We start from the raw sequence: 25266 nt of genomic DNA, 5'->3' as shown, positions 1-25266 counted from the left end.
AGCGAATCATCATGAGCAGAGAGTCTAGACGGCGGTTTCGTCCGTTTCCCCCGTGCGTATTCTTACGACTTGTTCGATATCGGTGACAAAAATCTTACCATCGCCGATTTTTCCGGTGCGCGCGCTACTGATAATGGTTTCAATAACGCTGTCAACCTGTTTCGCGAGCACTACAATTTCGATCTTTATTTTGGGCAGAAAATCCACTACATATTCCGCACCCCGGTATAGCTCGGTATGGCCTTTTTGCCTTCCAAATCCTTTCACTTCGGTAACTGTCAGTCCGCTTATCCCGATTTCATTGAGCGCTTCGCATACCTCGTCCAGTTTGAAAGGTTTGATGATAGCCTCGATTTTTTTCATGAAGCATTCCTTTTATTCATCATGTTGATCATAAAGCCATAAGAGGCCTTTTCTTCGCGGCTTCCGGTGTCCGCCGCATACCGCCATTTTAATCCGCTGACATGTCTTTTGCGCGCTTCTTCCAGATCGTTCCTAAAACTGGTCCTGATATCGCGCTGTTATGGGATAACGCCAGTCCTTGCCGAATCCGCGGGAGGTCACGCGAATGCCAGGCGGAGACTGCCGCCGCTTGTATTCATTCAGCCGGATCAGATGTATGACGCGACGTACATCCCTTTCGTCATAGCCCATGCGTAGAATTTCCTCAAGCGCTGTATCATGTTCCACGTATTCTTCCAGAATAGCATCCAGAACTGCATAAGGCGGAAGGCTATCCTGGTCAGTCTGATCTGGACGCAGTTCCGCTGAAGGGGCGCGGCTGAGAACGCGGTCCGGAATCACTTTTCCAGACCTGTTACGGTACTGGCATAACCTGTATACCATCGTTTTGGTGACATCTTTCAAGACGGCAAAGCCACCTGCCATATCCCCGTATAGAGTGGAGTAGCCCACCGCCGTTTCGGATTTATTGCCCGTGATGAGGACGATGGAGCCGGATTTATTGGATAGCGCCATCAGCAAAGTTCCGCGTATCCGGGCTTGCAGATTTTCCTCGGTAAGGTCCGGGACACCAGACTGGGGCAATGCGGCAAACTCTCTGGCAAGCGTATCCTTGAATTCTCCAAATACCGGTTCGATGGGAAGCTCGGTATAGCGCACTCCCAATGTTTGCGCCATAGCGCGGGCGTCCAGCAAGCTTATGCCGGTGGTGAACTGTGAGGGCATCATCACTGCTTTTACTTTGTCCACACCCAGTGCGTCCACTGCAATCGTCATGGTGAGTGCCGAATCCACGCCGCCTGATAGTCCCAGCAATACGCCAGGAATACGGTTTTTTCCTATGTAGTCCTTTACTCCGAGACAAAGCGCTTTATAAACGTTCGCTTCCAGACTTTCAAGCGGTGCGATTTCTGTTGTTACGGGCGCGGCTCCCTTCAATTCGAGCACCCCGAGTGTTTCCACGAGCGCATCGAACTGATGAGTCACGTCGCCTCTGGCGTTCATGGCGAAAGATGCACCATCGAATATCAGTTCATCCTGGCCCCCGATAAGATTGGCATATACAATCGAGAGTCCCGTTTCATCGATGCGTTTCCGAACCAGATCGTAGCGCAATGCCTGTTTGTTCATGTGATAAGGGGAAGCATTCAGCACCAGCAGCGCTTCCGCACCAGCTTCTCTTGCACGTGTAGCCGGACCTTCCTGCCAGATGTCCTGGCAAATGCTGATGCCGAATCTGATTCCATCCAGCTCGAACACGCAGGGGTGCGAGCCGGGTTCGAAGTAACGTCGCTCATCGAACACGGTATCGTTGGGCAAAAGATTCTTCAGGTACGTAGCGATGATTTTACCGTTGCATATTACCGACGCAGCGTTGTACAGTTTATCCGCGGCGAGATGGGGATGTCCGACTACAACGGTGACATCGCTTATCCTGCCAGCCAACTCTGTAAGCGCCTTCTGGCATGCATGCCGAAAGCCGTCGCGCAATAACAGGTCCTCGGGGGGGTATCCGGACAAGGCGAGTTCGGGGGTTACGACCAGTCTGGCTCCCGCATTTTTTGCCTGATTGGCATAATCGAGGATCTTTCGGGTATTGCCGCTAAGGTCGCCGACTGTACAATTGATCTGAGCAATGGCGAGCTTCATTTGGACGGTCAATTGAGCTGTTCTGTCTTTATGCTTACATGATACCAGAACGAGCTCCGGGCACGTGTCCCACGCGGGAAAAGCGGCCCGGAATTGGCAAATTGGAAATAAAAGTAACGGATTCTCTCGAGCATATATCTATTCCCGCATGGAATGCGCTGGCGGGCGATGACCCGTTCCTGCGGCATGAATTTTTTTCAGCGTTGCATGAAGCTGGATGCGCTTCAAAAAGAACGGGATGGTCACCCCGGTTCATTACTCTCTGGGAGGGAGGCATTTTGCAGGGTGCGATGCCACTGTATCTCAAGAACCACTCCTATGGAGAGTATGTGTTCGACTGGGCGTGGGCAAACGCTTATGAACGCGCCGGATATGATTATTACCCCAAGCTCCTGAGTGCCATACCGTTTAGTCCCGTCAGCGGAAAGCGGTTGCTTGCTCAGACTTCCGAACAGCGCGCATTGCTCGTTTCAGCCGCTCTTGCGATGGCGCGAAACGGAAACGCCGGCGCAGGCATGTCGTCGTTACATTGCCTGTTTCCCCTGGAGCATGAGGCGCGGGAAATGGAGAGAGCAGGGATGATGTTGCGATGCGGCGTCCAGTTTCACTGGAAGAACCGGCCGGGAGGAGGTTATGAAAATTTCGAGGATTTTCTGGAAGGAATGAGTTACAGCAAACGCAAGAAGATCCGGCAGGAACGGCGCAAGGTACAGGACCTGGGTATCCACTTCGAATGGCTGTCAGGAAATGATGTGGACGAGGAGCGCTGGAACTTCTTTATCGATTGCTACAACAATACATACCGCGAGCACCACTCCAGACCCTACCTGAATCTGGAATTCTTCATCCGGCTCGGCAAAAGCATGCCGGAAAACATCCTGTTGATTCTGGCGCTGCAAAACAGACAGCCGATCGGCGTTGCTTTCAATATCCATAACTCGCACACGTTGTATGGACGTTACTGGGGCGCGAGGGAATTCGTGCCGGGACTGCATTTCGAAACCTGCTATTATCAAGCCATCCAGTACTGCATCATAAATGGCCTCTCTTTATTTGAGGGCGGCGCGCAGGGCGAGCATAAGCTTGCCCGCGGATTCCTGCCGGTGCGAACCTGGTCGGCCCATTGGCTGGCTCATCCTGAATTTGCTGCTGCAATAGGAAGTTACCTGGAGCGGGAAACGCGGGACATTGATCGCTACATCCAAGCTCTGGAGGATAGCGTCCCATTCAGAAAAGATGCGAGGGATTAATGTAAGGATAATGCGGGCAGGTGCGGAAGGAAGCAGATATATTCTGCAATGATTGCATCTTTACCCCGTTCAGATGCAAAATTGTCCTTTGAAAATAACATTTTCCTGAACAGGTTAGCTAAAATCAGCGTTGATGAAATACTGCAGTAACTGTGGCATGCCTGTGCAATTGCGTATCCCTGAAGGCGACACGCTGCCGCGTCATGTTTGTTCCACTTGCAGTATTATTCACTACGAGAACCCGAAGATTGTGGTGGGTTGTATTCCGGAATGGGAGGATAAGATACTGCTCTGCCGGCGCGCGATTGAACCGCGGCACGGCTTATGGACATTGCCCGGCGGCTTCATGGAAAATTCCGAGTCGCTGGTTCAGGGAGCCGAGCGTGAGACTCGGGAAGAGGCAAACGCGCGGGTGGAGATGGGCGAACTATATTCGATTTATAGCTTGCCGCATATCAACCAGGTGCACGTGCTGTTTCGGGCGAGACTCCTGGATCTTGACTTCAAACCAGGAGTCGAGAGTCTCGACGTCAAACTTTTTCAGGAGGCGGAAATTCCCTGGGACGCACTCGCATTCCGCGTGATACGCGAACCGCTGAACCGTTATTTCGAGGAACGGCGTCGCGGGCAACTCGGGTTTCATTTGGGAACCATAGAAGACGTTCCCAAATGATCTGCTAAATGATCTGCTGCTTCTGGAATTGCCGTTTTATTTTCCTTTATTTTCAATCATTCAGCTTTAACTCCTGGCAGAATAGTCCGGACTGGGGAACCTGCATCATCTGACCCACATTCTGGACAATCAAATCGTGATCATGAGCCAGAAGCAAGAAGCGGCGCAGGCAGCGGCAGGAGAGGCTGCAGGAAGCCCCTCCGGAAAGAAAAAGCGGAGCCTAATCGAGGGAAACCAGTGTCGAACGCGAGAGGGGAGGATTGTCGGCGAAGTAGCGTTTGATACCCGCGAGTATAGCGGAGGCGAGCTTGTCCTGATAGCCATGGTCTCTCAGTTTCCTTTCCTCATCCGGGTTGCTGATGAATGCCGTCTCGACCAGGATCGAGGGAATGTCGGGAGACTTGAGGACGGCAAAGCCTGCCTGTTCGACTTCCGCCTTGTGCAGATGGTTGATGTTGCCTATCTTGGAGAGGACTGCTTTGCCGAGTTTGAGACTGTCATTGATCGTTGCTGTTTGGGACAGATCCAGCAAAGTCTGCTTGAGAATGGGGTCTTGGATATTGAGGTTGACGCCACCGACCAGGTCTGCCTCGTTTTCTTTTTTTGCCAGCCATCCCGCAGCCGCCGAAGTGGCGCCCCGTTCTGAAAGAGCAAACACCGACGAGCCGCGGGCATGTGGTTTGTTAAAGGCATCCGCGTGCACCGATACGAATAAATCCGCATTCAGTTTGCGGGCTTTTACCAGCCGCTGCGACAGTGAAATATAATAATCTCCATCACGGGTGAGGGCCGCGCGCATATTCGGCTCCCTGTCTATCTTTTCTTTCAGCTTCCTGGCGATGGCCAGAGTGATGTTCTTCTCCCTGGTACCGCGCCGGCTTATTGCGCCCGGATCCTCCCCACCGTGCCCCGGATCAATAACGACAGTGGCGAGACGGATCATTTCCGGCCTGTTTTTTCTTGCCGCTTCACTGCTCCGTGCAGTCTCGATTTCGGTCCTTGAACTGACATTGCTGCCAATGTTTGGCTCGTCCCGCAGTATGTATCCTGCTTTGTCCTTGTTGTTCAGAAAGGCCATCAGCGGATCAGGGGGGATAGCAGGGTAGATGTCCAGGACAAGTCGATGTCCGTAGGTTCCAACGGGTTGAATGACAAATGCCTGCGGTTCGACTTCGGTTTTCAGGTCAAGTACCAGCCGCAATATGTCTGGTTTGAAGCGGCCGAAGCGCACGGCGTGAATGTGGGGGTCCGCGGGATCTATCTTGTCTATCAGCTTTTTCAGTTCCGGTGTCAGTGAGACATCCTCAAGGTCAACGACGACGCGATCCGGATCTTTTACCGTAGTGAGGGTGTAGCGAATGGCGGAAGCGGATTCAAGCGTAAGACGGGTGTATTCCTCGGATGGCCAGATACGGGCGGAACTGATGCGTATCTTTTCTTCAGCACAGACAGAGCTGGCAGATGACGATAACAGGAGCGCCGTCATTGACAGGCATGCGCCAGCTGCCAAGCGGTTTCGAATAGAGGAGAAACGGATTGAGTTCAAGGGTTGTGAGACTGAAGGAGCAGGCTGGGGGCGCCACCCCTTCAACGCAGCGTATTGTTCCTCGATGAGATTTGCCAGCGTTTCACGCACAGTTTGCCGGCCTCCGTGTCCGCCTGAATTTCAACATCACGCCCCCCTTCTGTAACCTTGAATATAAATTTCAAATCGGCTCGGGGCAATAGTCCGTCTGCCTTTTCCGGCCATTCCACGAGACAGATCGAGTCTGCATTGAAGTAATCCCGAAAGCCCGCTTCTTCCCATTCATTGGGATTATTGAAACGATAGAAATCAAAATGATACAAGTATAACCTAGAAATTTTATAAAGTTCAATCAAATTATAGGTGGGACTTTTCACTTTTCCAAGATAACCAAGCCCGCGTAATATGCCGCGCGTAAATGTAGTTTTGCCTGCTCCCAGTTCGCCTTGCAGGAATACAATAAGGCCCGGGCGCAATGCCGGAGCTATTGCAGTTCCGAGTGCCAGGGTAGCGGTTTCATCGGCGAGATGGCAGGTCTGGTGAAGGGCTATCAAGGTGATGAATGGCGGCAGAGCCGGTATGATGTGAATATCAGAGCCCGGCAGGATATGAATATGCGTAAAGACTCATCCACCGAACTCTCCCCGGAACCTTTGCAAGATCTTCCTGACTCTACTGTCGATCTTCCGCAACTCGCCAGATTCATCAAGGAATGGGGGAAGAAGCTCGGTTTTCAGAAGGTTTCCATTGCCGATGCAAGCGCGGACATGAGGCAGGCGGAGACAGGCCTGTTCGAATGGCTGGACCAGGGTTGTCACGGGGAGATGGATTATATGGCACGGCACGGCACCCGGCGTACTCGTCCTGCCGAACTCGTTCCCGGGACGCTGCGAGTGATCTCCGTGCGCATGAATTATACACCGGTCGCAAAGGACAGCTGGCAGGTCATCCAGGATGGCACTCGCGCGTTCATATCGCGCTATGCTCTGGGTCGGGATTACCATAAGGTACTGCGCGGGCGCTTGCAAAAACTTGCAGAAAAAATCGAAGCGGAAACAGGACACCTGAATTACCGTGTATTCAGCGACAGCGCGCCGGTAATGGAAGTTGAATGGGCGCAAAAATCGGGCCTTGGCTGGCGCGGAAAGCATACTCTGCTGCTTTCCCGTGACGCGGGATCCCTGTTCTTTCTGGGCGAATTGTTTACGGATCTGCCACTGCCCGTGGACAACCCCGTAGGCAATTACTGCGGCAGTTGCACGAGGTGCATCGATATCTGCCCGACGCAAGCGATCATGGCGCCCTATCGAGTGGATGCGCGACGTTGCATTTCTTATCTTACTATCGAACATAAGGGCAGTATTCCCGAACCCTTGCGGCCTTTGATCGGTAATCGGGTATATGGTTGCGATGATTGCCAGCTCGTCTGCCCCTGGAATAAATTTGCGGCAATTACCAATGAAGATGATTTTTCCGTGCGAAACGGCCTGGATAGCGCGTCTCTGATCGAATTGTTCGAGTGGAGCAGAGAGGAGTTTGAGGCACGGCTTGCCGGAAGTCCGATTCGGCGCATCGGACATGAGCAATGGCTGCGTAACCTGGCTGTCGGCCTGGGGAATGCGCCATTCTCCCAGCCTGTCATTCAGGCATTGCGGGCGCGCCTGGATGACGCTTCGTCCCTGATACGCGAACACGTACGCTGGGCGCTGCATCAGCAGGAGCGCCCTCTGTCGCTTTTTATCGAAGATGCGTCGATCCCGAAAAAATAATTTGCGTTTTGTACGGAACTTAACATACTGTGCCGTAAGGGTGTACTAAAGTCCAATTCGCTCCCGCTCCTCAAGTTGATAGAATGCGCGACATGTTCGAGCGTATGGATGAACCGGAGGAATATTGCAACGGCTGAATCGAGAAGCTGGGTCGTCGGCCACCGATATTGCGGGTATTCTTCCAGGCCCCGGCCTTGCTGAAATACGGTACGATGCAGAGTTATATTGCTGTTTGCGGGCACATGAATACTGTCTTGACAGGTGTATTGACTTATAGCATCTTTATTTTACATTAAAGGTCAATAATCCTCTCCGACTCAGGCATTTTCTAATCAACAAAAAAGGAAATTCAGTGAACGCCCTTCGTATCCGTACCGTGACATGGTTCTCTTGTTTTGCTGTTGTACTTCCCCTTCTTTCCCTTGGGGGTTGCAAAACATATCCATCCCTGAATCCAGATGAGAAACCCATTGCACACGATTACCTGATCGGTCCGGGAGATAATGTCGATATCATTGTCTGGCGTAACCCTGAAGTTTCCATGGCAGTGCCCGTTCGACCCGATGGCAAGATTACCACCCCCCTGGTAGAGGATCTGCCGGCAAGCGGAAAGACCTCGACGGAGCTTGCGCGAGATATCGAGGAGGCATTGTCGAAGTACATCCAGCAGCCGGTCGTGACCGTTGTGGTGACAGAATTTATAGGCCCATACTCCGAACAGATCCGGGTGATAGGGGAAGCAGCCGAGCCTCAGGCATTGCCCTATCGGGAGGAGATGACACTGATGGATGTCCTGATTGCGGTAGGTGGTATTACCGACTTTGCCGCGGGTAATCGCGCTAGGATAGTACGTAACGTGGACGGGAAGCAGCATCAGTTTAGCGTGCGGTTGGACGATCTGATCCGGGATGGGGATGTGACGGCCAACGTACCCATGAAGCAGGGAGATGTACTTGTCATACCGGAAAGTTATTTCTGATCTGTGAAATTCCACTGTGACGACTTAATCCTCCTGTAACGGCATTCCGATAAGGTATAAGGTTTTCATTACCGGATAAGTTGAAATGAAAAAAATCATTCCAGGAACAGGGATAGAAATAGCGTCTTATTCCACCCAGACTTCTATTCCTCCATCGGCTACCATGAGACAAGACATCCGCCCTATTCGATAAGCTCTCCATCTATTTTTCACCACTCCATGAAGCAGCGAGACGTAATACCCGGGATAACGAGAATCCTGGTTAGAAACTATTCCAAGACAACGGGAGTGCGTTCACCCTCCCCATCATTGACCGCATTTCTAAGGACCGTTTGACAATATGGAGGAGCTGACAACCCAGCTGCTGGTTTATCTGAAAGGGGTATGGAAGTATCGCTGGATCGCTGTGGCTGTAGCCTGGACCGTCGCAGTCGTCGGTTGGATCATTGTCTATAAACTCCCCGATGATTACCAGGCTTCCGCCAGAATCTATGTCGACACGCAAAATGTGTTGAAGCCCCTGTTGCAGGGCATGACAGTGTCGCCTGATCTGCAACAGCAAGTTTCCATCATGAGCCGTACTCTGATCAGTCGCCCGAACGTGGAAAGAGTCATTCGCATGGTGGATCTTGATATCAAGACAAAAGACAGCAAGGATCAGGACAGGCTAGTGAAGGAGCTCATGGATAAGATCAAGCTGGGGACCACGGGGCGAGATAATCTTTTTACTATTGCCTACAGCAATCAGAACCCTAAACTTGCCAAAGACATTGTCCAATCTTTACTGACGCTTTTTGTTGAAGGAGGGCTTGGAAACAAGAACCAGGATTCTTCAGCGGCCATTCGCTTTATTGATGAGCAGATTAAATCTTATGAGGAGAAGTTGATCACAGGGGAAAATAATCTCAAGGCATTCAAACAGAAGAACATCGGAATGATGCCGCAACAAGGCAACGATTATTATTCACAACTGTCCCAGGCGATAGAAGATCTCAATAAAACCAGGCTGGAACTGCGCGAGGCGCAGCAGGCGCGGGACGCGATCAAACGTCAGATCACGGGTGATGAACCGGTTCTCCTCGTGGATCAGGGGGAGGAGGGGGCAGCCTCATCGATAGTTAATGTGGAACTCGATTCTCGAATCCAAGCGTTGAGCAAGAACCTTGATGCGCTCAGACTAAACTATACAGAGTTGCACCCGGATATTATTGCAGCGAAACGCCTCATTGCCCAGCTTGAGGAGCGCAAGATCGAAGAGGCCAAGCTGACGAGGAATAGCTCGGATCCGGGCAGAAACTATAGCCCGATGCTGCAGCAACTCAATGTAGCGCTGGCGGATGCGGAAGCCGACGTGGCATCCATGAACGCTCGGGTAGAAGAGTACACTGCCCGCTACGAGCGCCTGAAGTCCTTGAGCAACGCTGTGCCACAGGTTGAAGCCGAGCTTGCCCAGCTCAACCGGGATTACCAGGTAAACAAGGCGAATTACGAGAAACTTCTTGAGCGGCGTGAATCGGCCAAAATCTCGGGAGATCTGGGTTCCACCACAGATCTGGTGTCATTCCGTGTCATTGATCCCCCGACAGTTTCTGATAGACCCGTTGGCCCGGACCGTGCGAAATTTTTTTCCATTGTTTTCCTCGGCTCTTTGCTGGCAGGGATTGGTATAGCCTTTGTTATCAGTCAGGTTCGGCCCACCTTCCACAGCCAGATCAACCTGCGGGAAATTTCGGGCAAGCCGATACTGGGTTCAATTCCGATGATCTGGACAGATACGGAAAAGATAAAGCGCAGAAAGCGCCTCTATGCATTCGGGTTATCCCTGCTGTCCCTGTTAGGCTTGTACGGGGCTCTTATGCTGAAGATGGCGTGATTCGTACTCTGAAAGACAGCGAGTTGGTGCTGGAAGTTTTGATGACGGAAACCTGTTCCGGCGCAAGGTCCTCATATCTCTGATTGTTGCCTTAAAATCTATTTTGATGAAGTTTGTATTGCTCCGGCCCAATTTTTTTCATTAATACTTCAGGCCGGCGACTGAATCAATTCCAGAGTTCAGTAGTGTGGCAGAATCATTTAATTAATATCTCTTTAACCACCATTCCTGTCACAATTCCTCGGTTAGGTGCAGTAATTCTATAAAACCAGAGTTCAGGGGATCTCGGAACAGAACGGGAGCGCATGTGAGCATAATTGAAAAGGCTGTAGGCAAATTGGAAAAAGGGGTACTGGCGAGCGCACAAGTACCTCCATCGGTTTCGGTAAATCCTGATCAGAAGCTCAGTAGCGGTGTTACCGAGACAAAAGAGGTTGAACAAAAAGTTCCACCAAATACGTTTATCACACAAAATCGGGTAAACCTTGACCTGGTCAAAATGCGTCAGTATGGTATCGTCACCCCCGATCAGGGGAGAACGCAAATAGCGGAGCAGTTTCGCGTGATCAAGCGGCCGTTGCTGACCAATGCCTTCAATAAAGGGCCGGGCATGATCAAGAATGGCAATCTCATCATGGTTACCAGCGCACTTGCTGGCGAAGGAAAAAGTTTTTGCACTGTCAACCTCGCAATGAGCATTGCGATGGAAATGGACCGCACAGTTTTGCTGGTTGACGCGGATGTCGCGCGACCTTCGATCCCAAAAATCCTGGGTGTGGGAACAGAAAGGGGCTTGCTGGATATTCTTGTAGAGGAAGATCTCAGCCTAGCGGATGTACTGATCAAGACTGATGTCGAGAAACTCACACTCCTTACCGCAGGAAGGCGGCATTCACACTCCACCGAACTTCTCGCCAGCCGGAATATGGAAGAATTATTGAAGGAGCTTGCAGAACGTTATGCTGATCGCGTCGTTATTTTTGATTCTCCTCCCTTATTGCTGACAAGCGAGGCGCGTGTACTGGCAACCCAGATGGGGCAGATTGTCCTGGTGGTTGAGGCCGAAACGACATCACAGCAGGCCGTCAGGGAAACGCTGCGACAAATTGAGTCGTGTGACGTCGTGAACCTGATCTACAACAAGGCCAGAACATTTTCTGGCGGGGAATACTACGGCTACTATTACCATGAAAGTGCCTGAGAATAAGTGTCAGCATGGCATTTTGTTATCGCCAGCTTGCACTGTAGTCGGGATCATTCTGGTACTTTCATCTTATTCTTCTTGCTCAAATGCAGCGGAGTGGAAAGTTATTCCGCGGCTGAGCTTGATGGAGACGTATAGCGATAATCTGAGACTGGGTTCAGGGGGAAGTGATTTCGTTACTCAAATCAATCCAGGTATTTCACTGACCGGAATAGGACCGCGATTCAAGCTGAATACAAATTATACGATGAATAACCTCATCTATGCGGAACACTCCAATCTGACGAGAATGAGGCATCAGCTAAACGCGAGGGGAACTGCCGAGCTGATGGAAGATTTTTTCTTCGTTGACGGCAGGGCTTTGATTACTCAGCAGAATATCTCCCTGTTTGGGCCTCAAGCTATCGATAATGTGAATGTCACAGGCAACAGGGCTGATGTCAGAACATTTAATATCAGTCCCTACATCCGCCACCGTTTCAAGAATTTTGCTTCAACTGAATTACGCTATGCCCACAACATAGTCAGCTCAAACGCGAATTTGCTTCGAAACAGCCAGGCTGACAGCTTTTCTGCTCGCGTGGATAGCGGCACCGATTTCGGCAAGTTTCACTGGGGTTTGAGCTACAGTAACAACATGATTCATTTCGACCAAACGGGTCGAACAGTAGAACTGGAGCGTTCTATTGGCAGTCTTCGTTACATGTTTACCCCAAGGTTCGGTCTGACAGCGACAGGGGGTTACGAAAGGAACAGTTTTCTATCAATCCGGGGGAGTCCTTCCAGTCCTACCTGGACGGCAGGTTTTGTATGGACGCCAAGCGAAAGAACAAACATAGTGGCGAACGCCGGAAAAAGATTCTTCGGAGATACTTATTTTGCCCAAGCGAGCCATCGGACCCGCCTGACAACATGGAATTTCAGCTATATCCAAGATATTACTACCTTCAATCAACAGTCCCTGCTTGGTGGCATGGGCATTACGAGCTCGCTGAACCAGTTGATTGGAGCGCAGTTTCCCAATCTTCCTCCGGAAACTATTCAACAAAATACCGACCTCTTACTAGGTCCCAATTTCTCTGGTTCTTTTCTTGGTCCCACCAATTTTTTTACAAACCGGCTCTTTCTCCAGAAACGGCTGCAGGCCTCTGTTGCTCTCAATGGTGTCAAGAATACACTTGTGTTGACGGGGTTCGACATGACACGTCAGGCCTACTCGCCAGACAATGTAGATGCCGACTTGATCGGAGCAGCAAATGCAGCCTTACTGAGACACACGCGCCAAACTGGGGGAAATGCGCTATGGAGTTACAGGATTTCCCAGCTTACAAGAGCTAATCTCAGTTTTGCATACACACGATTCAGTTTTCTCAATACGGGCAGAGAAGATGACCTCAGGCTTATCACTGTCAGTCTGACCCGGCGATTCCCGCAGATATTGCCCAATTTGAACGGTACGATCCAGTACCGGCGCAATGAGAGGGATTCCAATCAGGGAGGCGATTATCTCGAGAACGCCGCAATAGCCTATGTGAACATGACTTTTTAGCAGAACAGAAGAAGTGTATACATCATTCTATGGCTTCAAAGCCAAGCCATTTCAACTGAGTCCGGATCCAAATTTCTTTTTCGGCAGCAAAGGACATAACCGAGCGATGGCCTACCTTGAATATGGGTTAGCGCAAGCGGAGGGATTCATTGTCGTTACGGGAGAAGTGGGCGCGGGGAAAACCACGCTGGTCCGTAATCTGTTTCGGCAACTGGAGCCGGAAAAGGTCGTTGCTGCTCAAATTGTCAATACCAGCCTGGATTCTGATGACACATTGAGGATGGTCGCGGCGGCGTTCGGGTTGAATTTGACGCAGGGGAGCCCGGGGAAGACACCAGTGCTCGTCGCACTCGAGAAATTCTTCCGACAATGCGAGCAGCAGGGTAAGCGGGCGCTTTTAGTGGTGGACGAGGCGCAAAATCTCTCCCCCCATACTGTGGAAGAACTGAGGATGCTTTCCAATTTTCAGGGAGATAACAAGTCTCTGTTGCAAACATTTCTTCTCGGGCAGCCAGAGTTCAGGAAAACCCTCCTTGGTAATGATATGCGGCAGTTACGGCAAAGAATCACTGCAACCTATCACCTCGGCCCCATGGACCTGACGGAAACGAAATCCTATATTGAGCACAGATTGAAGACTGTGGGCTGGAGCGGAAATCCCGGGTTTGATGAGGATGCTTTTGACGCCATATATCACTATACCGGGGGTATTCCAAGGAGAATCAATGCGTTGTGCGATCGCCTCCTGCTGATGGGCTATCTCGAAAAGCTGCAGCATTTCCGAGTATCTGAAGTGAACGAGGTGATCCGGGATATCCAGCAGGAATTTGATACAGTTGAAGTCGAGACCGGACTATTCTCAGGAGATAAAACTTCCGCGTTGAAGGAAGAGCAGTTCGTTACCGAACTGGAGGAGATGAGCAACCGGGTTGCCAAGCTGGAGGAAACCGTTGTTTCCCTGATGGGTCTGCTCAAGCAGGTACTCTCGCTGGCTGACGTGAACAAGCGGCTCCGCTAGAGGCACGTCTGCCCTATGCGCCCCTATGCGCGATCCAACATAGTCGATCAAGAAATGCCGATGAGCATGAGGGCGAGATTACGAGGATGCGGCGCGTTCGGCGCAGCTATTGCTATTCGAGTTATACGAGATTTTTCAAATGAATCCTGACCTCATTCGAAATGCAATGACGATCGACGTGGAGGATTATTTCCAGGTTTCCGCCTTTGCCCCTCATATTCCGAGAGATTCATGGAATTCCATCTCCTGCCGTGTAGAAAATAATATCGATCGCATTCTTTCATTGCTGGACGAGAGAGGGGTAAAAGCAACGTTCTTTACCCTAGGCTGGATTGCGGAGCGTTATCCCGCGATGGTGAGGCGGCTGGTTGCAGAGGGCCATGAGGTGGCGAGTCACGGGTGGGGTCATCAGCGGGTTTGGGAGCTGGACCCTGACGAATTCAGAGAGGATATCGTCCGCAGCAAGGCACTCCTGGAAGATATTGCCGGGCAACCCGTACTCGGTTATCGGGCGCCGAGTTTCTCCATAGGACGTCAGAATGAATGGGCCCTGGATCTGCTCGGAGATGCGGGCTACCGTTACAGTTCCAGCATCTATCCGATCCGCCATGATCACTATGGAGTTCCCGATGCTCCACGGTTCGCCTATTACCCCCGCAACAACATGCTGCTGGAAATCCCGATTACAACGATACGAGTGTTCCAGAGAAACCTCCCAGCGGGTGGCGGAGGCTACTTCCGGTTATGGCCTTACCCTGTCTCCCGCTGGTTTCTGCAGAGGCTGAATCGTTTCGAGGAGCGTCCTGCAATCTTCTATTTCCATCCATGGGAAATAGACCATCAGCAACCACGCCAGAAGGGGATTAGCATGAAAACGCGCTTTCGCCACTATCACAACCTCCATCGGATGGAAGACCGGCTCAGGGCGTTAGTTCGCGACTTCAGATGGGATCGGATGGATAGAATTTTTCTGGAAGATGCATGAGTTCCCAGGCGTATTCAGTTGCAAATGTGAATTTTGAGTCTCCGCACCCAACTGACGCTTTGTCGGTAAACCTGCTTTCCGGGGGGGAAGTTAAGCGATGGGATGATTTCGTATCGTGCTGCCGGGAAGCGACCTTCTTTCACCGGGCAGGTTGGCAAACTGTCATTGAACGCGCTTTTGGTCATAAAACCTGGTTCCTTTACGTGGAATCCGGAGGGGAAATTCAGGGTGTACTTCCCCTGGCGGAGATCAATAGCCGCTTGTTTGGTCATTCACTGAGCTCCCTGCCCTTCTGCGTGTATGGGGGAATTGCTGCCAATTCGCAAGCTGCCCGGCATGCGCTTGACCGGTCTGCCCAGAAACTGGCCCAGGAGTTGCAGGTAGACTATCTCGAATACAGGAATCTGAAACCACATCACGCTGACTGGCATGGAAAGGACCTTTATGTCACCTTTCGCAAGGAGATAGCGCCCGAAGCTGAACAGAACATGAGTGCCATTCCACGCAAGCAGCGGGCAATGGTGCGAAAAGGTATCAAGGCAGAACTGGAAAGTGTCGTTGATCAGGATATAGAACGCTTTTTTTCAGCTTATTCGACCAGCGTGCATCGCCTTGGTACCCCGGTTTTTTCGAGGAAGTATTTCCGTCTGCTCAAAGAAGTGTTTGCGGAAGATTGCGAACTGATGATAATCGTAAAGGATAACCGCACCATCTCCGCGGTGATGAGCTTTTATTTTCGGGACGAAGTCTTGCCCTACTATGGAGGCGGTACCGGGGAAGCACGCGAGGTGGCGGGAAATGATTTCATGTATTGGGAACTGATGCGCCGAGCGTGCGAAAAGGGGTACAAGGTTTTTGATTTCGGCCGCAGCAAACGCGGATCAGGCTCTTTCGATTTCAAGAAGAACTGGGGATTTGAACCGCAGCCCTTGCACTATGAGTATCAACTCTATCAGGCAAAGGAAGTACCGGATCATAATCCCCTCAATCCCAAGTATCAGCTCTTCATCAAAGCCTGGCAGAAACTGCCACTGGGGCTGGCAAACCTCATCGGTCCGCACATCGTAAGAAATCTGGGCTAGATTCATGCGGGAATTGCTTTATCTGGTTCATCGAATTCCTTATCCCCCGAATAAGGGAGACAAGATCCGGTCCTATCATCTGCTGGAACATCTGGCACAACACCATCGCGTCCATCTCGGTACCTTTATCGATGACGAGGGAGACCGGAAATATATCGAGAAAGTAAGAAACCTCTGCGGGGAAACCTGTTTCGTCAATCTCCATCCAGGGATGGCCAGGGTGCGAAGCCTCTCAGGATTGCTTTGCGGGAAGCCCCTTACTCTTCCCTACTATTGGAACTCGCGTCTGCAAGCATGGGTAAATCGCATCCTTGACACGAGACCCATTGAGAATATCCTGATCTTTTCTTCCGGAATGGCGCAATATGTAAGCCGTGTTAGCCATATCCGCCGGATTATCGATTTTGTCGATATCGATTCGGACAAGTGGATGCAATATTCGACGTCAGCAGGCTGGCCGATGAACTGGATATACCGAAGAGAATCCAGACTGCTGCTGGGCTATGAAAAAGAGGTCGCACGTACATTCGACAGCGCCACTTTCGTCTCCGAGACAGAAGCGAGCCTGTTCCATCAATTGCTACCCGAAGCTGCGGCAAAAGTGACCCATTTCAATAATGGCGTCGATGCCAATTATTTCTCGCCGCAAAATATCTATCTCAATCCTTTTCCCCAGGGGAAGCACGTTCTTGTTTTTACCGGCGCAATGGATTATCGGGCCAATATTGACGCAGTCGCCTGGTTTGCACGATCTGTTTTTCCGGCGATCCGTGCGAAACTGCCGGAAGTCGAGTTCTATATCGTCGGGACGCGTCCGTCCAGTGCCGTAGCGGCTCTGGCAGCATTTCCCGGCATCAGGGTAACAGGATCTGTACCCGATGTGCGGCCCTATTTGGCGCATGCCTCGCTGGTGGTCGCGCCATTGCGCATTGCGCGTGGAATACAAAACAAAATCCTGGAGGCAATGGCCATGGAGAAGATCGTGATAGCCTCTCCGTCAGCTGCGGAAGGCATTCACGCACGAAGGGAGGAGGAACTGGTGGTTGCTCTTGATGAACAAGACTTTGCCCGTCGAGTTATCTCCTTTCTCCAGAACAGCGCGCATCCTGGAATTTGTCGAGCTGCCAGGATGCGCGTGCTGGAAGACTACAGCTGGAAAAACGGCTTGAGACGTATCGACAGACTCCTGTCACAACCTCAGGCAGTTTAGGCAGAATTCCTTGTACTACTATTGCCAGAGAGAATTTCGAGTGGAACGATGCATATGAATACCCCAATCCGCCAAGACGTCGCCCCCGGACCCTCATTGACACTGGAGCATGAGGGGTCGAAAGCAGGCGCTCTGCTTGCGCTCGGTGTAATTGTGGCGATTCTCATTGCTTATCATGAAACCACCTGGTCCATGATTTCCACTTGGAGCAGATCGGATACGTTTGCTCATGGGTTTCTGATCTTTCCGTTCAGTGCTTACCTGATCTGGGGACAGCGCGAGCATCTCGGCACCCTTTTTGCTCGCCCCAACCCCAAAGTTCTTTTCGTACTTGCGATTCTCGGTTTCAGCTGGCTTTTGGGAACACTGGCGAGTGTCCAGGTATTTGCGCAATTTATGGTGATAGCGATGATTTCCGCCGCAGTCTGGGCAATCCTGGGAAATCAGATAGCATGGGCGCTGGCCTTTCCATTAGCCTATCTCCTGCTCGCCGTACCTTTTGGCGACGCATTCATACCGTCGCTGATAAACTTTACCGCAGACTTTACCGTAACAGCGCTTCAGCTGACCGGAATTCCCGTCTATCGCGAAGGCAATTTTTTTACCATTCCAAGCGGCAACTGGTCCGTGGTTGAAGCCTGCAGCGGTCTGCGCTACTTGATTGCATCCTTTACGCTGGGAACCCTTTACGCATACCTGACCTACCGAAGCCTCACCCGGCGGCTGATATTTATTGCCCTATCTCTGATCGTACCGATCCTTGCCAACGGTATCCGCGCCTACCTGATTGTAATGACAGGGCATCTAAGTGGTATGCAGCTTGCTGTAGGCATCGACCACCTGATTTACGGATGGATATTCTTTGGCTTTGTGATGTTGATGCTATTCTGGGTCGGATCTTTCTGGCGTGAAGATGAGAACAAGCTTGACAGTATCAGCCGCACCAGGGGCGTTTCGACGGGAAATAATCGTGGTTCAGAGGGCGATTCCACTTTAAGGACAACGATCACCGCGGGCGCGGTTTTATCCATAGCCGTCATCTGGCCGATATACGCGGAGTGGCTGGAGAGGAAGGTTTCCTACGGTACGGAAGAAGTGGAAATCCATGTCTTAGATGCTTCCGGCAAATGGCAAGCTAGTCCGGAGCTCCTTTCAGACTGGAAACCAATATATACGGGTTCGACTGCTCAGTTCCTGAGAAATTACCGGAATAACGGACGATCGGTAGATCTTTACATCAGTTATTACCGTGAACAGAAGCAGGGTATTGAATTGATCAATTCCGAAAATGTTCTTGTGCCAGAAAAGGGATCAAAATGGCATGACGCCGGTGAAGATATGCGTACGATTTCCCTTGGTTCGCAGGAAGAAATCGTCAAACAGAACCGATTGCACTCTCCTTCAATATCACTGCTTGCATGGAGGTGGTATTGGATAGGGGGTGAGGAAACCGCAAATCCGTATTGGGCCAAGCTTATGCTGGCCAGGAACAAGCTGCTGGGGAGAGGTGACGATGCGGTTGAGATCATCGTGGCAACACGATACGAAGATAGCGTCGATGAAGCGGCCTCAGTGCTCCAGGATTTTATTACAGATACTGCGCCCGCAATAACGGGTGCGCTTCGAAATGCAGCAAATCGCTAGCAACCGGCTACGCCTGAATCCGGCGGAACACGTCAAGCAGCCCCCTCTCATTGTTCACGTGATTTATCATCTGGGGGTGGGAGGGCTGGAAAATGGCGTGGTCAATCTCATCAATCATATTCCGGCGGATCGCTACCGGCATGCCATAGTTTGCCTGAAGGGGTATTCGGACTTCAGGAGCAGGATTGTCAGCGAGGACGTGGAGGTTATCGCGTTGAACAAGCGCGATGGACACGATTTCAAGCTTTATATCGATCTTTTCAGGGCACTCAGGCGCCTGAAGCCCGATATCGTGCATACGCGTAATCTGGCCGCCATGGAAGGCCAGGTGATTGCAGTCCTTGCGGGAGCACGGGCAAGGGTGCATGGCGAACATGGGCGGGATATGTTCGACCTGCATGGCAAAAACTGCAAATATAATTTATTGAGAAAAGCCATTCGTCCGTTTGTAGATCACTTCATTACTGTCAGCAGGGATCTCGAAAGCTGGCTTGTCGATACGGTACGGGCAGCGCCGCATCGCATCAATCAAATCTACAATGGCGTAGACAGCCGACGCTTTTATCCGCGTAAAAGCACACGCTGGGAGAGCAATATGGTTCAGGGAGCGGTCGCGGGATTTTTCAGGGAAGATACATTTGTCATTGGCAGCGTCGGACGCATGGCAGAGGTGAAGAATTACCTCGGCCTGATAGAAGCATTTTTACTTTTGCTGAAGGAAATGCCAGCTGCTCACGAAAGGCTTCGGTTATTGATTGTCGGGGCGGGAAGTACCCGGCAGCGCTGTATTGAAAAGGTACGTGAAGCGGGAGTCGAAGGACTTGCCTGGTTTCCTGGTGAACGGGACGATATCCCTGAGCTCATGCGCAGCATGGATCTGTTTGTGCTTCCTTCGCTCGGAGAGGGCATTTCCAATACCATTCTCGAGGCTATGTCCACAGGTTTGCCTGTCGTCGCGACCCGGGTGGGAGGAAATGCGGAACTGGTTGAGGAAGGCATGACAGGAATGCTGGTCCCGTCAGGATCGGCAACTGCGCTGGCAGGAGCCATGCAGGAATATTACAGAAATCCGGAGCTGTTGGTAGAACATGGCCGCGCCGCCCGAAGGCAGGTCGAGACAAGGTTCAGTATGGAAGCCATGATGTGCGGATATCTTGAAGTCTATGACAAAGTGTTACGTCGGGCATAACAGGCAGAAGGAAAAATAACATGTGCGGAATTGTGGGGCTGTTCGATACTCGCGGCAAAAGGCCAATCGACCGGCAACTGCTTCTGGGAATGAATCAGGTTCAGGTACACCGCGGTCCGGATGAAGGAGAAGTTCACATCGAACCGGGGCTGGGTTTTGGTCATCGCCGTCTTTCGATTATGGATGTTTCCAGTGGCCAGCAGCCGCTTTTCAATGAAGATGGTAGCGTGGTGGTGGTTTTCAACGGCGAAATCTATAACTTCGAGATGCTTGCCAAAGAACTTTCCAGCCTGGGTCACACCTTCCGGACACATTGTGATACCGAAGTCATTGTTCATGCCTGGGAAGAGTGGGGTGAACGCTGCGTGAATCGCTTCCGCGGCATGTTCGCCTTTGCCTTGTGGGACCGGAATCAGGAGATCCTGTTTCTTGCGCGAGACCGGCTTGGCATCAAGCCGCTCTACTACAGCCTGCTGGATGATGGCACTTTCGTTTTTGCATCAGAGCTCAAGGGAATTCTTGCTCATCCCGGTTTTATCCGGGATATGGACGTTCATGCCATTGAAGATTATTTTGCCTATGGGTATGTGCCAGAGCCAAAAACCATATTCAAACAGGCATATAAGCTTCCCCCAGGGCACACTCTGAATATCAGCCGGGCAAGAACCGTATCTCAGCCTCAATCCTACTGGGATGTTCCGTTTACGATGCATCCTCCCCTGAGTCTGGAGGAAGCTCGGGAAGAGCTGATTGCTCGACTGCGTGAGTCGGTGAGGGTACATCTGATGACCGAAGTGCCCTTGGGGGCTTTTCTGTCCGGGGGCGTGGATTCGAGTGCGGTGGTGGCAATGATGGCGGGTCTCATGAATGATCCCGTCAATACCTGCTCCATTTCTTTTGGCGATCCTGCTTTCAACGAATCTCAATATGCGCAAAAGGTGGCGGACCGCTATTGTACGCATCATCAGGTAGGTCAGGTTGACCAGGACGATTTTGACCTGATAGACCGGTTGGCTTCACTGTATGACGAGCCCTTCGCAGATAGTTCGGCCATGCCTACCTATCGGGTTTGTCAACTGGCCAGGAAGCGGGTCACTGTTGTCTTATCAGGGGATGGGGGTGATGAAAATCTTGCGGGCTATCGTCGTTACCGCTGGCACCTCTATGAGGAGAGAATGCGATCCGCTCTGCCGTTGGGGCTTCGCAAACCCCTGTTCGGCCTGCTCGGGAATCTGTATCCCAAGGCGGATTGGGCGCCGAAAGTTTTGCGTGCAAAATCCACCCTTGAAGCTCTCGCGAGAGATTCTGTGGAAGGCTATTTTCACAGTGTTTCGATCATGAAAGACGGCATGAGGCGCCGGTTGTTCAGCGAATCCTTCAAGCGTGAGCTTCAGGGGTATGGAGCAGTGGAGATCCTGCGCAGGCATGCGGATAAATGTCCGGTGGCAGATCCTCTTTCCCGTGTTCAATACCTGGATATGAAAACATACCTGGTGGGGGATATTCTTACCAAGGTAGATCGTGCAAGCATGGCGCATTCCCTGGAAGTACGCGTGCCCCTGCTGGATCACGAGCTGGTCGAATGGATATCGGGGCTTCCCGCATCCATCAAACTGCGCGGGCATGAAGGCAAATATGTATTCAAGAAAGCTCTGGAACCCTACCTGTCAGATGACATTCTTTATCGCGACAAGATGGGATTCTCGGTTCCGCTCGCAAGCTGGTTTCGCGGTCCCCTGCGCCAGCGGATAAATGATGCGCTGCTCGGACCGGTTCTGGCGGATACGGGATTCTTCAGTCGCGCATTTCTGAGAGAAATGCTGGACCAGCACCAGTCGGGGCGGCGCGACTATAGCGCTTCCCTATGGTCGTTGTTGATGTTCGAATCGTTTCTGCGCCACGTGCTTAATGCTGAGCAAGTACATACTTCCAGGGAAGGGCTGAGGCTGATTCATTTTGCGTGAGCAGGTTGTGGCGGAATCGAGATTCGCCGGCAGATCAGGGCAGAAGGGGAAATCCTGTGACAGCAAGCGTTCCGGATCTTTTCGTCCGTCGGCTCATCCTGATCCGATATGATGTTTGATAGCCGTTAAATTCCGCGAGTGGCCGATGCTGGATGTATTCCTTACTGTTGATGTCGAGGTGTGGTGCAATGGCTGGGAGGACCTCGACGCCAAATTCCCGGGAGCGTTCCGGAGATATATCTATGGGCCTACCCGTAAGGGGGATTATGGTCTGCCGTACCAGTTGCGCCAGTTGCGGGACTACGGATTGACCGGGGTATTTTTTGTTGAACCCTTGTTTTCGACGCGGTTTGGCCCTGAACCGCTGGTAGAAATTCTTGGCCTCATTCGGGAAGAAGATCATGAAATACAGCTTCATCTCCATACCGAATGGGTAGATGAATCAAACCGGCCATTGCTCGGCAATGTGAGCCGCAAAAGACAGCATCTGCGCTATTTTTCACTGGAAGAACAAACAATCCTGATACAGGCAGGAGTGCAGTTGATCGAGTCAGCAGGAGCCCTGCGTGTAAACGCGTTTCGTGCGGGAGGTTTTGGCTTCAACCGGGATACGTTGCGCGCCCTGAATGCAAACCAGATCACTTTCGATAGCAGTTACAACGCGAGCATGCTCGGACAAGATAGCGGTGTCAGTCCTGAAATCCCACTGGTGGAGCCTATCGAATGCGAAGGTGTGTACGAATATCCGATGACGGTCTTCGACGGGGGCTTGGGCGGGTTGCGGCATGCCCAGTTGACTGCATGTTCGTATCAGGAAATGGAGGGTCTGCTCTGGCAGTCGTTGGAGTCCGGACGTAAAGCTTTTGTTATCTTGTCGCATAATTTCGAATTGCTTAACCCGGCGATGGACCGTCCGGACGAAATTGTAATAGAGCGTTTTCATAAACTTTGTTCTTTCCTTGACCAGCATCGGGATTGTTTTCGCGTACGTGGCTTTCATGGCCTGATGCCTGTGTCTGTTCCCCTGCAACCCGCTCCGCTTACCTCACCGGTCTGGAAAACGGGATTCAGAATCATTGAGCAGGGTTTGCTCAGGAGGCTTCGTTGAGTCAGACGTGGCATTGTCAGCAGGTGCCGATAAAGATACAACTGGGTGACAAGACTCTACTTGCCCCCCAGTTATTGTTGCAGGTGCGGGAAGCGGGACTTGATGATGAAGAACTGCCTGTAGCTGACCCGGTAGCCCCCACTGATCCTCTTCCCGTAGAGAGTCAGGGTTTCCTGATAAGATCGCTGCGCATTGCTGGCCCGCAGCCCGTGTTACGGCGGCAAGGCCCTTATTTGTGCTATGTGCCTGCCCAGTATCCCCGCTATTACATCGACATGCAGCAGTCGTTTTCGGAATACAAGAGCAAATTTTCCTCCAAAACTCGTTCTACTCTCACCCGCAAGGTACGGAAGTACGCGGAATACTGTGGTGGCAGTATCTCATGGAAGGTTTACAAGTGCCCCGGCGAAATGACCGAATTTTTTCGGCTTGCCCGCATTGTGTCCAGAATAAGCTATCAGGAGAGATTGTTTGATGAAGGGTTGCCAGATTCCGAGGAATTCCGTCGAGGAGTTGAACAACTTGCTGGGGAGGATAGAGTACGCGGGTTCATTCTTTTTTATCAAGATAAACCCATCTCGTATCTCTACTGTCCTGTTATAAACGGCGTGCTAATTTATGCATTTCTTGGGTATGATCCCAGTTATATGAATTTTTCAGTCGGCACCGTTTTGCAGTGGCTCGCTCTGGAGTATTTATTCGAAGAGCGCAAATTCCGTTTTTTTGACTTTACAGAGGGGCAATCCGAGCACAAAAAGCTGTTTGCAACACACAATATTCAGTGCGCGAATGTTTTTTTTCTGCGCAACAACATCCAGAATAGGCTTCTGCTGCATAGTCAGTGGACTGTCGACTATATCAGTAATGCAATCGGCGACAAACTTGATGAGCTCGGGCTTAAGCCAAAGCTAAAAAAAATGATGAGGTTTGGAATTTGATGCTTTGCCCACATCGTCCATTTCAAAGAAGGTTATGATGCAGTGGTACTTGGCTAACGTTCCAGACAATATTCCTGACTTCTCTCTGCCAGGCACTATACCCCTTGCATTGGATCCCCGCTGGCTGAGGAGCCGTGTCGATAGTCTGGACAAGTCTATTCATTATTTCTTTCAGGGTGATCCACAAAACCCTTGTGGGTATGCCCCCTTTTTCGTTCATCCAGGAGCACTTGCGTATTGCTTTGGCGAGACAACCTTATTTCGCATTCCAGTGCGAAGGCATGCAATGCAGGGAGAGCCGCTGTGCGAAGATCCTTTGTCACTGACAGGATTGCTCAAGCTTCTTCGGGAAACAATAGGCACACGAGGTGTTGTATTTTTCGAGGGTGTACGAGCAGGCTCGCCTTTGGCCAATCTGCTGACATCGCGAGACAGCACGGTTTACAGTCTTTTCCATGTTGTGCCCTACGGCCCCCCCTATACCCGACGACTCATCGAGCTACCAGCTGGGGCGCAATTCGAGGATTATCTCAGAACGTTGCGAAGTAAAAGCCGTGAGGATGTTCGTCGCACACGTAAGAATTTCAGCGTGAAGGCGGGGGGAGACGTAACGCTGGTCCGTTACACTGAACCAGAACATGTCGACGAGCTCGCAATGGATCTAGCGCAGGTGTCCCGCAAGACCTATCAATATCATTTGCTTGGCATTGGCCTTGAAAATACATCGGAACAAGTTGCCCACCTATACATGGCGGCCACATCGGGTTGGCTTAGGGCATATATTCTCCGGATAGGGGATAAGCCGGTTGCTTTCGGGCTCGGCTACCATGACGGTCATACTTATTATGGACACCATGTAGGGTACGACCCAGCTATATCCAAGCTGCAACCAGGTATTTATTTGCATACAGAGGTTATGGCCGATCTGCTCGCAGACGGTATTTGTCGCTTTGATTTTCTGGCTGGGGACAGCTTATATAAGCAAAGGATGTCAAATACATCACGAGAGGAACGACACTATTACTTGATCCCACGCGGCTGGCCTGGCACAGCGTATGCTTATTCGCTAATCGGGATCAATACCCTATCTGAGACAATTGGAAGCTGGCTTGATAAGAGCGGCCTCAAAGCGCATATCAAGCGGATGGTCCGCGATAGCTCCGTCAAGCGTTCCACAGGCGGAAACTAGGCTGC

21 protein-coding genes are annotated in these 25266 nt (G+C 51.3%); 17 read left to right on the top strand and 4 right to left on the bottom strand.

Annotated elements, in window-relative coordinates; genetic code table 11:
* Positions 1 to 24: 24 nt before the first annotated feature.
* Positions 25 to 363, bottom strand: a complete 339-nt coding sequence (locus tag C8R21_RS02800) for a P-II family nitrogen regulator (protein ID WP_011381824.1) — start codon at positions 361 to 363, stop codon at positions 25 to 27.
* 132 nt (positions 364 to 495) lie between these two features.
* Positions 496 to 2112, bottom strand: a complete 1617-nt coding sequence (locus tag C8R21_RS02795) for an NAD+ synthase (RefSeq protein WP_107761339.1) — start codon at positions 2110 to 2112, stop codon at positions 496 to 498.
* 101 nt (positions 2113 to 2213) lie between these two features.
* On the opposite strand from C8R21_RS02795, the gene C8R21_RS02790 reads away from it, so the two are divergent.
* Together C8R21_RS02790 and C8R21_RS02785 are read left to right on the top strand one after the other, a co-directional pair.
* Positions 2214 to 3362 (top strand): GNAT family N-acetyltransferase, encoded by a 1149-nt coding sequence (locus C8R21_RS02790; RefSeq protein WP_107761402.1) that lies wholly within the window; start codon positions 2214 to 2216, stop codon positions 3360 to 3362.
* Positions 3363 to 3495: 133 nt separating this feature from the next.
* Positions 3496 to 4035, top strand: a complete 540-nt coding sequence (locus C8R21_RS02785; protein WP_074975821.1) for an NUDIX hydrolase — start codon at positions 3496 to 3498, stop codon at positions 4033 to 4035.
* A gap of 220 nt (positions 4036 to 4255) precedes the next feature.
* Here the strand turns inward: C8R21_RS02785 and C8R21_RS02780 are convergent, their stop codons facing one another.
* Positions 4256 to 5545 (bottom strand): N-acetylmuramoyl-L-alanine amidase, encoded by a 1290-nt coding sequence (locus C8R21_RS02780; RefSeq protein ID WP_258192214.1) that lies wholly within the window; start codon positions 5543 to 5545, stop codon positions 4256 to 4258.
* A gap of 77 nt (positions 5546 to 5622) precedes the next feature.
* Positions 5623 to 6114: a tRNA (adenosine(37)-N6)-threonylcarbamoyltransferase complex ATPase subunit type 1 TsaE gene (tsaE, locus tag C8R21_RS02775; RefSeq protein ID WP_107761338.1), complete on the bottom strand. Its 492-nt coding sequence runs from the start codon at positions 6112 to 6114 to the stop codon at positions 5623 to 5625.
* 60 nt (positions 6115 to 6174) lie between these two features.
* Here tsaE and queG point away from each other — a divergent pair, with 60 nt between their 5' ends.
* The 15 genes from queG (at position 6175) to C8R21_RS02700 (ending at position 25261) form a co-directional block, all read left to right on the top strand.
* On the top strand, positions 6175 to 7329 hold the full coding sequence (queG, locus tag C8R21_RS02770) for a tRNA epoxyqueuosine(34) reductase QueG (RefSeq protein WP_258192213.1): 1155 nt from the start codon (positions 6175 to 6177) through the stop codon (positions 7327 to 7329).
* 352 nt (positions 7330 to 7681) lie between these two features.
* The gene (locus C8R21_RS02765) at positions 7682 to 8308 is read left to right on the top strand and encodes an XrtA/PEP-CTERM system exopolysaccharide export protein (protein WP_107761337.1); all 627 of its coding nucleotides are present in this window, start codon (positions 7682 to 7684) and stop codon (positions 8306 to 8308) included.
* Positions 8309 to 8648: 340 nt separating this feature from the next.
* A complete protein-coding gene (locus C8R21_RS02760; RefSeq protein WP_107761336.1) occupies positions 8649 to 10181 on the top strand; it encodes an XrtA system polysaccharide chain length determinant in 1533 nt (510 codons plus the stop codon).
* Between the two features lie 307 nt (positions 10182 to 10488).
* Positions 10489 to 11382 carry an XrtA-associated tyrosine autokinase gene (locus C8R21_RS02755; protein WP_107761335.1) on the top strand — a complete coding sequence of 298 codons (894 nt, stop codon included), beginning with the start codon at positions 10489 to 10491 and terminating at the stop codon, positions 11380 to 11382.
* Positions 11369 to 12934: a TIGR03016 family PEP-CTERM system-associated outer membrane protein gene (locus C8R21_RS02750; RefSeq protein WP_107761334.1), complete on the top strand. Its 1566-nt coding sequence runs from the start codon at positions 11369 to 11371 to the stop codon at positions 12932 to 12934. The genes C8R21_RS02755 and C8R21_RS02750 overlap by 14 nt, the downstream gene beginning before the upstream one ends.
* A 13-nt stretch (positions 12935 to 12947) precedes the next feature.
* Complete coding sequence (locus C8R21_RS02745; RefSeq protein ID WP_107761333.1) at positions 12948 to 13952, top strand: XrtA/PEP-CTERM system-associated ATPase; 1005 nt, start codon at positions 12948 to 12950, stop codon at positions 13950 to 13952.
* A 139-nt stretch (positions 13953 to 14091) separates the two neighbouring features.
* Positions 14092 to 14937: an XrtA system polysaccharide deacetylase gene (locus C8R21_RS02740; protein WP_107761332.1), complete on the top strand. Its 846-nt coding sequence runs from the start codon at positions 14092 to 14094 to the stop codon at positions 14935 to 14937.
* A complete protein-coding gene (locus C8R21_RS02735) occupies positions 14934 to 16019 on the top strand; it encodes a FemAB family XrtA/PEP-CTERM system-associated protein (protein WP_107761331.1) in 1086 nt (361 codons plus the stop codon). Before C8R21_RS02740 ends, C8R21_RS02735 begins: the two co-directional genes overlap by 4 nt.
* 4 nt (positions 16020 to 16023) lie before the next feature.
* The gene (locus tag C8R21_RS02730; protein ID WP_107761330.1) at positions 16024 to 17229 is read left to right on the top strand and encodes a TIGR03087 family PEP-CTERM/XrtA system glycosyltransferase; all 1206 of its coding nucleotides are present in this window, start codon (positions 16024 to 16026) and stop codon (positions 17227 to 17229) included.
* Positions 17230 to 17283: 54 nt separating this feature from the next.
* Entirely contained in the window at positions 17284 to 18873 is a 1590-nt protein-coding gene (gene xrtA / locus C8R21_RS02725) for an exosortase A (RefSeq protein WP_107761329.1), read from the top strand.
* The gene (locus tag C8R21_RS02720; RefSeq protein ID WP_107761399.1) at positions 18857 to 20062 is read left to right on the top strand and encodes a TIGR03088 family PEP-CTERM/XrtA system glycosyltransferase; all 1206 of its coding nucleotides are present in this window, start codon (positions 18857 to 18859) and stop codon (positions 20060 to 20062) included. The genes xrtA and C8R21_RS02720 overlap by 17 nt, the downstream gene beginning before the upstream one ends.
* Positions 20063 to 20082: 20 nt before the next feature.
* A complete protein-coding gene (locus tag C8R21_RS02715; protein ID WP_107761328.1) occupies positions 20083 to 22026 on the top strand; it encodes an XrtA/PEP-CTERM system amidotransferase in 1944 nt (647 codons plus the stop codon).
* A 145-nt stretch (positions 22027 to 22171) separates the two neighbouring features.
* Positions 22172 to 23134, top strand: coding sequence for a polysaccharide deacetylase family protein (locus C8R21_RS02710; RefSeq protein WP_107761327.1), 963 nt, complete (start codon positions 22172 to 22174; stop codon positions 23132 to 23134).
* Positions 23131 to 24072 (top strand): GNAT family N-acetyltransferase, encoded by a 942-nt coding sequence (locus tag C8R21_RS02705; RefSeq protein WP_107761326.1) that lies wholly within the window; start codon positions 23131 to 23133, stop codon positions 24070 to 24072. The genes C8R21_RS02710 and C8R21_RS02705 overlap by 4 nt, the downstream gene beginning before the upstream one ends.
* Positions 24062 to 25261, top strand: a complete 1200-nt coding sequence (locus C8R21_RS02700) for a GNAT family N-acetyltransferase (protein WP_107761325.1) — start codon at positions 24062 to 24064, stop codon at positions 25259 to 25261. The genes C8R21_RS02705 and C8R21_RS02700 overlap by 11 nt, the downstream gene beginning before the upstream one ends.
* Positions 25262 to 25266 lie beyond the last annotated feature (5 nt).

The sequence above is a fragment of the Nitrosospira multiformis genome (assembly GCF_003050865.1).
Classification (GTDB): domain Bacteria; phylum Pseudomonadota; class Gammaproteobacteria; order Burkholderiales; family Nitrosomonadaceae; genus Nitrosospira; species Nitrosospira multiformis_E.
Note: the sequence above shows the minus strand (reverse complement) of the source record. Positions and strands in the feature narration are given on the sequence as shown.

Excerpts from the sequence above, each read along its gene's own strand:
- C8R21_RS02800 (WP_011381824.1), bottom strand. The coding sequence starts at position 363 with ATGAAAAAAATCGAGGCTATCATCAAACCTTTCAAACTGGACGAGGTA.
- C8R21_RS02795 (WP_107761339.1), bottom strand. The coding sequence starts at position 2,112 with ATGAAGCTCGCCATTGCTCAGATCAATTGTACAGTCGGCGACCTTAGC.
- C8R21_RS02785 (WP_074975821.1), top strand. The coding sequence starts at position 3,496 with ATGAAATACTGCAGTAACTGTGGCATGCCTGTGCAATTGCGTATCCCT.
- queG (WP_258192213.1), top strand. The coding sequence starts at position 6,175 with ATGCGTAAAGACTCATCCACCGAACTCTCCCCGGAACCTTTGCAAGAT.
- C8R21_RS02760 (WP_107761336.1), top strand. The coding sequence starts at position 8,649 with ATGGAGGAGCTGACAACCCAGCTGCTGGTTTATCTGAAAGGGGTATGG.
- C8R21_RS02750 (WP_107761334.1), top strand. The coding sequence starts at position 11,369 with ATGAAAGTGCCTGAGAATAAGTGTCAGCATGGCATTTTGTTATCGCCA.
- C8R21_RS02740 (WP_107761332.1), top strand. The coding sequence starts at position 14,092 with ATGAATCCTGACCTCATTCGAAATGCAATGACGATCGACGTGGAGGAT.
- C8R21_RS02735 (WP_107761331.1), top strand. The coding sequence starts at position 14,934 with ATGAGTTCCCAGGCGTATTCAGTTGCAAATGTGAATTTTGAGTCTCCG.
- C8R21_RS02730 (WP_107761330.1), top strand. The coding sequence starts at position 16,024 with ATGCGGGAATTGCTTTATCTGGTTCATCGAATTCCTTATCCCCCGAAT.
- xrtA (WP_107761329.1), top strand. The coding sequence starts at position 17,284 with ATGAATACCCCAATCCGCCAAGACGTCGCCCCCGGACCCTCATTGACA.
- C8R21_RS02720 (WP_107761399.1), top strand. The coding sequence starts at position 18,857 with ATGCAGCAAATCGCTAGCAACCGGCTACGCCTGAATCCGGCGGAACAC.
- C8R21_RS02715 (WP_107761328.1), top strand. The coding sequence starts at position 20,083 with ATGTGCGGAATTGTGGGGCTGTTCGATACTCGCGGCAAAAGGCCAATC.
- C8R21_RS02710 (WP_107761327.1), top strand. The coding sequence starts at position 22,172 with ATGCTGGATGTATTCCTTACTGTTGATGTCGAGGTGTGGTGCAATGGC.